The sequence below is a fragment of the Acidiferrobacteraceae bacterium genome (assembly GCA_037388825.1).
GTDB lineage: Bacteria > Pseudomonadota > Gammaproteobacteria > Acidiferrobacterales > JAJDNE01 > JARRJV01.
In genome coordinates this window covers 19,687-27,055 of record JARRJV010000040.1, presented here as the reverse complement: position 1 = coordinate 27,055, position 7,369 = coordinate 19,687, and the positions used below count along the sequence as shown (strand labels likewise).

General features: G+C 61.1%; 10 protein-coding genes. 5 read left to right on the top strand and 5 right to left on the bottom strand.

The genetic code is table 11. From position 1 onward, the window contains the following. The coding region (locus P8X48_08655) for an NUDIX hydrolase (GenBank protein ID MEJ2107383.1) at positions 1 to 309 on the bottom strand (309 nt) is incomplete at its 3' end. Positions 310 to 425: 116 nt separating this feature from the next. Between P8X48_08655 and P8X48_08650 the strand changes: the two genes are divergently transcribed. Beyond that, positions 426 to 1,619, top strand: coding sequence for a fatty acid desaturase (locus P8X48_08650; GenBank protein MEJ2107382.1), 1,194 nt, complete (start codon positions 426 to 428; stop codon positions 1,617 to 1,619). On the opposite strand, the gene P8X48_08645 is transcribed toward P8X48_08650, so the two are convergent. Beyond that, entirely contained in the window at positions 1,616 to 2,224 is a 609-nt protein-coding gene (locus tag P8X48_08645) for an HNH endonuclease (GenBank protein MEJ2107381.1), read from the bottom strand. The two genes, P8X48_08650 and P8X48_08645, sit on opposite strands and share 4 nt — an antisense overlap. 178 nt (positions 2,225 to 2,402) lie before the next feature. Here P8X48_08645 and P8X48_08640 point away from each other — a divergent pair, with 178 nt between their 5' ends. Next, positions 2,403 to 2,972, top strand: coding sequence for a class II aldolase/adducin family protein (locus tag P8X48_08640; GenBank protein MEJ2107380.1), 570 nt, complete (start codon positions 2,403 to 2,405; stop codon positions 2,970 to 2,972). 62 nt (positions 2,973 to 3,034) lie between these two features. Here the strand turns inward: P8X48_08640 and rpmG are convergent, their stop codons facing one another. From rpmG to radC, 3 genes are all read right to left on the bottom strand, one after another. Beyond that, entirely contained in the window at positions 3,035 to 3,199 is a 165-nt protein-coding gene (gene rpmG, locus P8X48_08635; GenBank protein ID MEJ2107379.1) for a 50S ribosomal protein L33, read from the bottom strand. A gap of 11 nt (positions 3,200 to 3,210) precedes the next feature. After that, positions 3,211 to 3,447, bottom strand: a complete 237-nt coding sequence (gene rpmB / locus P8X48_08630; GenBank protein MEJ2107378.1) for a 50S ribosomal protein L28 — start codon at positions 3,445 to 3,447, stop codon at positions 3,211 to 3,213. 84 nt (positions 3,448 to 3,531) lie between these two features. After that, entirely contained in the window at positions 3,532 to 4,206 is a 675-nt protein-coding gene (radC, locus tag P8X48_08625; protein ID MEJ2107377.1) for a DNA repair protein RadC, read from the bottom strand. 57 nt (positions 4,207 to 4,263) lie between these two features. Here radC and coaBC point away from each other — a divergent pair, with 57 nt between their 5' ends. From coaBC to P8X48_08610, 3 genes are read left to right on the top strand one after another with little or no spacing between them, the layout of a single operon-like run. Next, entirely contained in the window at positions 4,264 to 5,493 is a 1,230-nt protein-coding gene (coaBC, locus tag P8X48_08620) for a bifunctional phosphopantothenoylcysteine decarboxylase/phosphopantothenate--cysteine ligase CoaBC (protein ID MEJ2107376.1), read from the top strand. Further along, positions 5,450 to 5,905: a dUTP diphosphatase gene (gene dut, locus P8X48_08615; protein ID MEJ2107375.1), complete on the top strand. Its 456-nt coding sequence runs from the start codon at positions 5,450 to 5,452 to the stop codon at positions 5,903 to 5,905. Before coaBC ends, dut begins: the two co-directional genes overlap by 44 nt. 4 nt (positions 5,906 to 5,909) lie before the next feature. Next, positions 5,910 to 7,301: a phosphomannomutase/phosphoglucomutase gene (locus tag P8X48_08610; protein ID MEJ2107374.1), complete on the top strand. Its 1,392-nt coding sequence runs from the start codon at positions 5,910 to 5,912 to the stop codon at positions 7,299 to 7,301. Positions 7,302 to 7,369 lie beyond the last annotated feature (68 nt).

The following is a 7,369-nucleotide window of genomic DNA, read 5'->3' as shown; positions in this document are numbered from 1 at the left end:
ATCCTGGGCCCGCGGCTCCCCGGTCGCCTCGGCAATATAGGTCACCGAAGCTGTATGCCCCCTGGGATCCCGGGCCGGATCCGAATAACAGCCCAATACGGCCTTCAAACTCACCTTGAGCGCCGTCTCCTCTTCTGCCTCCCGAACGGCGGCATGTTCGGCCGACTCGCCCACATCGACAAACCCTCCGGGGATGGCCCAGCCGAGGGGTGGATTTCGGCGCTGGATCAGCACCACGGGGTGACCGGGACGGTCGCTGAGCTCGATAATGATGTCCACCGCCAGCAATGGCGTAACAGGGGTGTTCATGGGCAAATCCAGGTGCGTGACGTGCCGCAACTTGACTTGCGGCGGCGGCGTAACAATATATAGTAGATGACACTACCTTCACCGGCTCCCGCACTCAAGAATCAGAGGTATTTTGAATGATCGACGGTATTTTCTCCCTGCCGTGGTGGGGCTACGCCCTCGCTGCAATCGGGTTAACCCACGTCACCATCGCCAGCGTCACCATCTTCCTACATCGGCACCAGGCCCATCGCGCCCTGGACCTGCATCCGGTCGTGAGCCATTTCTTCCGACTCTGGCTTTGGCTCACTACGGGCATGGTGACGAAGGAATGGGCAGCAATTCACCGAAAACACCACGCCAAGGTGGAAACTCCGGACGATCCTCATAGCCCGCAGGTCCGGGGCCTGAACCGCGTACTCTGGACCGGCGCCCTGCTCTACCGCGCCGAATCCCGCAACCAGGAAACCATGGAGAAATACGGATTCGGTACGCCCGAGGACTGGGTCGAGCGCAATGTCTACACAAGACATCCCTCGGCCGGAATCGTGACCATGCTTGCGATCGACCTGGTCTTGTTTGGTCCTCTTCCCGGCGGAATCATCTGGCTGGTGCAGATGGCCTGGATCCCCTTTTGGGCTGCCGGTGTAATCAACGGAATCGGCCACTTCTGGGGCTATCGCAACTTCGAAGTGCAGGATGCGAGCACCAATATCGTGCCATGGGGGATTCTGATTGGCGGCGAGGAACTGCATAACAATCACCATACCTACGCCAGTTCCGCCAAGCTCTCCGCCAAGTGGTGGGAGTTTGATATCGGCTGGATGTATATCCGGATCCTCGAAATTCTGGGGCTTGCCCGGGTGAAGAAGCTTCCGCCGCAACTGGCGTCCGATCCGGAGAAATGGCACTGCGACACGGAAACCGTGAAAGCCGTCATTCGCAACCGCTTTCAGATCATGGCCCGGTTCACCCGCGAGGTCTTGCACAGCGTCCACCGCGAGGAATTAAAGAACGCCGACGGCGAAGATCGCGAAAACCGTGCCCTGCTGAAGGGGGCCCGCGCATGGATGTCAAAAGAGTTCAGCCACCTGGATGAACACACCGTGCAGAGGCTCCGACAGGTTCTGAGTCGCAACCGCCGGCTGGACACGGTATATCAGATGAAGATAGGGCTGCAGTCGATCTGGGAACGATCTTCGACGACCCAGGATAACCTGATTCATGCGCTTGAGGAGTGGTGCCGCCAGGCAGAAGACACCGGCATTCGGGCACTCAGGGAATTTTCACGACGCCTGCGTACCTACACGCTGGCGCCATCCACAGTCTAACGCTCCGCACCCCGCTTCAGTCTCTGATGCAAGGGACTGGTGCGGGGAAAATGGGCCAGCAGGAATTCCATCTGATCCGCCAGCACCTGCTTGCCCTGCAGATAGACATACTCCGCATGGGTAGGCACAAAAGGGATGGCCAGAAGCTCCATACCCGCTTCCTCCGGTGTGCGCCCGGCCTTGTGATTGTTACAGCGCTTGCACGCGGTCACGACATTGCTCCATCGATCCTCTCCCCCACGGCTGATCGGATTGACGTGATCGCGTGACAGGGCGCGGACAGGGAATCGATCACCACAATAGAGACAGAGCTGGGCATCACGGGCGAATAGTGCCTGGTTGCTCAGCGGTGGCGTGTAGCCGCTACGCGACTTGTACAGCGCGTGGTGGTTTCCACGGGTAGCAATGATGGAATTGATTTCCAGGACGCTGCGCAACCCGGTGCGGGCACTATAGCCGCCGTGAATGCGATAAAGCGTTGTTCCGAGGGAATAGGCCACCTGGCCCAGGTGATAGATGCGCACCGCATCGCGGTAGTCGATCCACTCCAGAGGCATGCCTCCGGCGTCGGTTCTCAGGACTTGCTGTTCCAGCGGGTACACCATTCCACACCGAGAGTCTGAATCCGTTTACTGCGCGCATATTTATGGCAGAAACAAGGACGATTGTACATAGGCGTTCCGTTACATTCCCGTGTATTGATATGAGACCGTAATCCGCCAACCGGGTTTCTGCTATGCTTGCCGAATTCAACCTTCTTTCCCGTCCCTTCGCGACACCACAATGGATCTGAAACAGGAACTGACCGAGCACTACCGCTGGCTCCGTCAACACGGGATAAACGACTCCCATTCCGGCAATGCCTCGGTGCGCGAGGAAGACGAAATCTGGATCACGCCCACCGGGGCCTGCGCCGACACCCTGGCAGCCGATGAACTGGTTCGCTGTTCCGTGAACGGAGAGCCGGCAGCGGGCGCATCGCTGGATACACCGCTGCATCAATCGGTGTACCGCGCCAACGAAGAAACCCGCGCGGTCCTGCATGGCCATGGTCCATACACACTGGCGCTGACCATGGACGGCACGGATTTCGTGCCGGCCGATTTCGAAGGGCAGTTTTATTTCGGTCGCGTCGGAGTACTCGACATCGCTTACCAGGACATGATGGAGGAAGCGCCCCATCGCGTTGGCCGCGCCCTGAGCAATACGCGCATCATCGTGGTTCGCGGACACGGCGCCTATGCCTGCGGCCCGACGATCAACCTGGCGTACAAGTGGCTTTGCTCCCTGGAATTATCCGCCAAAACCGCTTTCCTGGCCCGCCAGGCCGGAACCGTACCGCCCCACCGGTAACAAAAAACCCGGCAGAGCCGGGTTTCCTTGTGTTCGCCGAAAGTGTTCGCTGAAACGGAACGCTATTTGATCTTCGCTTCCTTGAAGACCACGTGCTTGCGCACCTTGGGATCATATTTGCGCAGCTCCATCTTGTCGGGCTTGGTGCGCTTGTTCTTCGTGGTGGTGTAGTAGAAACCGGTTCCGGCACTGGAAACCAGCTTGATCTTTTCACGTACAGCTGCCATGGATCGCCTCCTTACACCTTCTCACCGCGGGCACGAATTTCCGCCAGCACGGCGTCGATGCCCTTCTTGTCGATGTTGCGCAGGCCTGCATGGGACACGCGCAGACGCACCCAGCGGTTCTCGCTCTCCACCCAGAAGCGACGATAGTGCAAATTGGGCAGAAACCGACGCTTGGTCTTGTTGTTGGCGTGGGAAACATTGTTTCCCGAGACCGGACGCTTTCCGGTGACCTGGCATACCTTCGACATGACGAAACCTCTAGATTTGACCGCCGGGCGGCCGAAAAAGAGCCGGATTTATACCAGAATCCCCCGGGGTGGGGTACCCCCGGCCTACATCAGACCCCGCTCGGCGAAAGACACCGGCTCACCGTCCCCCACCACCAGATGGTCCAGGACCCGGATATCCACCAGGGCCAGGGCGTCCTTGAGCCTCAGGGTCAGGAGCTCGTCCGCCCGGCTGGGCTCGGCCACCCCGCTGGGGTGGTTATGGACCAGGATCACGGCGGCGGCACTGTGGGCCAGGGCCCGTTTGACCACCTCCCGGGGATAGACCGCGGCCCCGTCCAGGGTACCGGTGAAAAGCTCCTCGAAGGCCAGCACGCGGTGCCGGTTATCGAGGTAGAGGCAGCAGAACACCTCCTGCGGCCGGTCCCGCAATCGGGCCGTCAGGTAGCGCCGGGTGGCCGTGGGCGAGCACAGGGACTCGCCCCGCTCCAGTCGCTCCCCGAGATAGCGGCGGCCCATCTCCAGCACCGCCTGAAGCTGCGCGTATTTGGCGGTCCCAAGACCGGGGGCCTGACAGAAATCGGCCTCACCGGCAGACAACAGGGCGCGCAGGCTGCCAAAACGGGCCAGAAGTTCCCGCGCGAGATCAACGGCGGTACGTCCGGACACGCCGGTGCGCAGGAAAATGGCCAGGAGTTCGGCATCGGACAGCGCCGATGGCCCTCGTTGCAGAAGTTTTTCCCGTGGCCGTTCCGCCACGGGCCAGCTTGAGATGGGCATGACTACCTCCATGTAGTTCCGTATATTTCGTCTTCCTGCGGCAGTACACTGTATCACATGGCCGATCTGCAAAATAAACGCGTCCTGCTCGGTGTCACCGGTGGCATTGCCGCCTACAAGTCCGCCGACCTCGCCCGGCGGCTGCGCGATGCCGGTGCCGAGGTGCGCGTGGTCATGACCCGGGCCGCCAGCGAATTCATTACCCCGCTCACCTTGCAGGCCGTCAGTGGTCACCCGGTGTACCAGTACCTACTGGATACCGACGCCGAATATGCCATGGGCCACATAGATCTCGCCCGCTGGGCCGATGTGGTTCTGGTTGCCCCGGCCAGCGCCAACTTCCTGGCCAAGCTCAACCAGGGAAGGGCCGACGACCTGCTGAGCGCGGTTTGCCTGGCGACAGCGGCACCGGTAGCGGTCGCCCCGGCCATGAACCAGCAGATGTGGGAAAACCCGGCGACGCAAAGGAACGTCTTCGGGCTGCGCCAGATGGCGGTGCATCTGTTCGGCCCCGGCACCGGCGACCAGGCCTGCGGAGAAACCGGTCCCGGGCGCATGCTGGAACCGCTGGAGCTGGTGGAACGCACCGCCGGGCTGTTTGAAACGGGCACCCTTGCCGGTCGAACCGTGCTCGTCACGGCGGGACCCACGTGGGAGGCCATCGATCCGGTGCGGGGCATCACCAACCGCAGCTCCGGCAAGATGGGCTACGCCATTGCCGAGGCCGCGGTGGAGGCAGGGGCACGGGTGATTCTGGTATCGGGCCCGACCGCGCTCACACCGCCACAACGGGTGAAGACTGTTCCGGTTAGCAGTGCCCGGGACATGTACAAGGCGGTCCACGAACACATCACCGGTGTCGACATATTCATTGGCGTCGCGGCCGTGGCCGACTATCGACCGGTCAACACGGCCGCACAGAAGATCAAGAAAGACGGCGAAAGCCTGACGCTCGAACTGGTACGGAACCCTGACATACTCGCGAGCGTTGCGGCCCTGGACGATGGTCCGTTTAGCTGCGGGTTTGCGGCGGAAACCGAGAACCTCGAGACCAACGCCCGCGCCAAGCTGGAGCAAAAAGGCGTGGACATGATCGCGGCCAATCCTGTCGGAGGCGGACGTGGCTTCGACAGCGACGACAACGCGCTATCGCTGATCGACCGACATGGTCGCGTCGATCTCGAACAGCAACCCAAGTCGCGGCTTGCACGAACCCTGATTCAAACCATCGCAGAAAGACTACATGCAAAAGATACAACTAAAGATACTGGACGAACGTATCGGTAAGGAATTTCCCTTGCCGAAGCCGGCGACGGAAGGCTCGGCGGGCGTGGATTTGCGAGCCTGCATCGACGAACACATGCATGTCGATCCGGGGGAAACCCACCTCATCCCCACCGGCATCGCCATCCATATTGAAGACCCGGGCCTCGCGGCCATCCTGCTGCCACGCTCGGGACTGGGGCACAAGCACGGCATCGTTCTTGGAAATCTGGTCGGTCTGATCGATTCCGACTACCAGGGGCAGGTCTTCGTTTCAGTCTGGAATCGTGGCGACCGGCAGTTTGTGATTGAACCCGGGGATCGGATCGCGCAAATGGTGGTCGTACCCGTAGTGCAGGCGGACTTCGAAGTGGTCAACGATTTCGCGGAGAGCCGGCGCGGTGCCGGCGGCTTCGGTCACTCAGGACACAAATAGGACAATGAGCACAACAACAGATACCGGTCTTCCGACAGAAATCTTCAAGGCCTACGACATCCGCGGCATCGTCGGGAAGACCCTTACGACCGGGACCGCCGAACAAATCGGCCTCGCCATCGGATCGGAAGCCGCTGCGCGAAAACAGACGTCGGTCGCCATCAGTCGCGATGGCCGCTTGTCAGGACCTGAGCTGGTTGCGGCCCTGGGCCGGGGCATTGCCGCCGCAGGCATCGATGTCATCGACATCGGCATGGTGCCGACGCCGGTCCTGTACTACGCGACAAACGAACTGGGTACGGCGTCCGGCGTCGCGGTCACGGGCAGCCACAACCCACCCGATTACAACGGCTTCAAGATTGTGCTTGGGGGGGAAACCCTTTCCGGAGACGAAATCCAGGCCCTGCGCCAGCGTATCGTGGACGGCGACCTGACCCACGGAAACGGGAGTATCCGCCACGCCGATGTGCGCGACGCCTACATCGAGCGCATCGTGTCCGATGTCAAGCTGGCGCGACCCATGAAGGTGGCGCTGGATTGTGGCAATGGCGTCGCCGGCGAATTGGGTCCGCGCCTGCTTCGCGCGCTGGGTTGTGAACTCACCGAACTGTTTTGTGAAATTGATGGGCACTTTCCGAATCACCATCCCGACCCCAGCCAACCCAAGAACCTGCAGGATCTCATGGCCGAGCTCGCGAAAGGCGGGTATGACGTCGGGCTCGCCTTCGACGGTGACGGCGACCGGCTTGGTGTGGTTACGCCCGATGGCCAGATCATCTGGCCGGACCGGCAGCTGATCCTGTTCGCGCGCGCGGTGCTGGCGAGCAACCCCGGCGCGGAAGTCATCTATGACGTGAAGTGCACCCGCACACTGCCGAAAGAGATAGAGGCTGCGGGTGGCAAGGCGCTCATGTGGAAGACGGGGCATTCCTTTATCAAGAAGAAGCTGAAGGAAACCGGCGCGCTGCTGGCCGGCGAGATGAGTGGCCATATATTTTTCAAGGACCGCTGGTACGGTTTCGACGACGGACTCTACGCGGCTGCGCGGCTGCTGGAACTCCTGTCGGCGGATCCCCGCTCGCCCGAGGAGGTGTTTTCCTCGCTGCCAAACACCATCAACACGCCAGAACTGCAGATGAAGTTCGCCGAAGGCGAGCATTTCCAGGTAGTTGAAAAGCTCGTGCAGGCCGCGGATTTTCCAGGCGCCAAGATCACAACCATCGACGGACTGCGCGCGGATTTTGACGATGGTTTCGGTCTGGTGCGGGCATCCAACACTACGCCGGTGCTGGTGCTGCGCTTCGAGGGGGACGACGAGGCGGCGCTGAAGCGGATTCAGCAGGCCTTTGCGGACCTGATCCGAAAGGTGGCCCCCGAAGCTACCCTCCCCTACTAGACCGATCTCCGGCACCAGCAAGAGTCGCCTCGCAATACCGACCGCGAACAGAAATCAGGCGCCGTTTG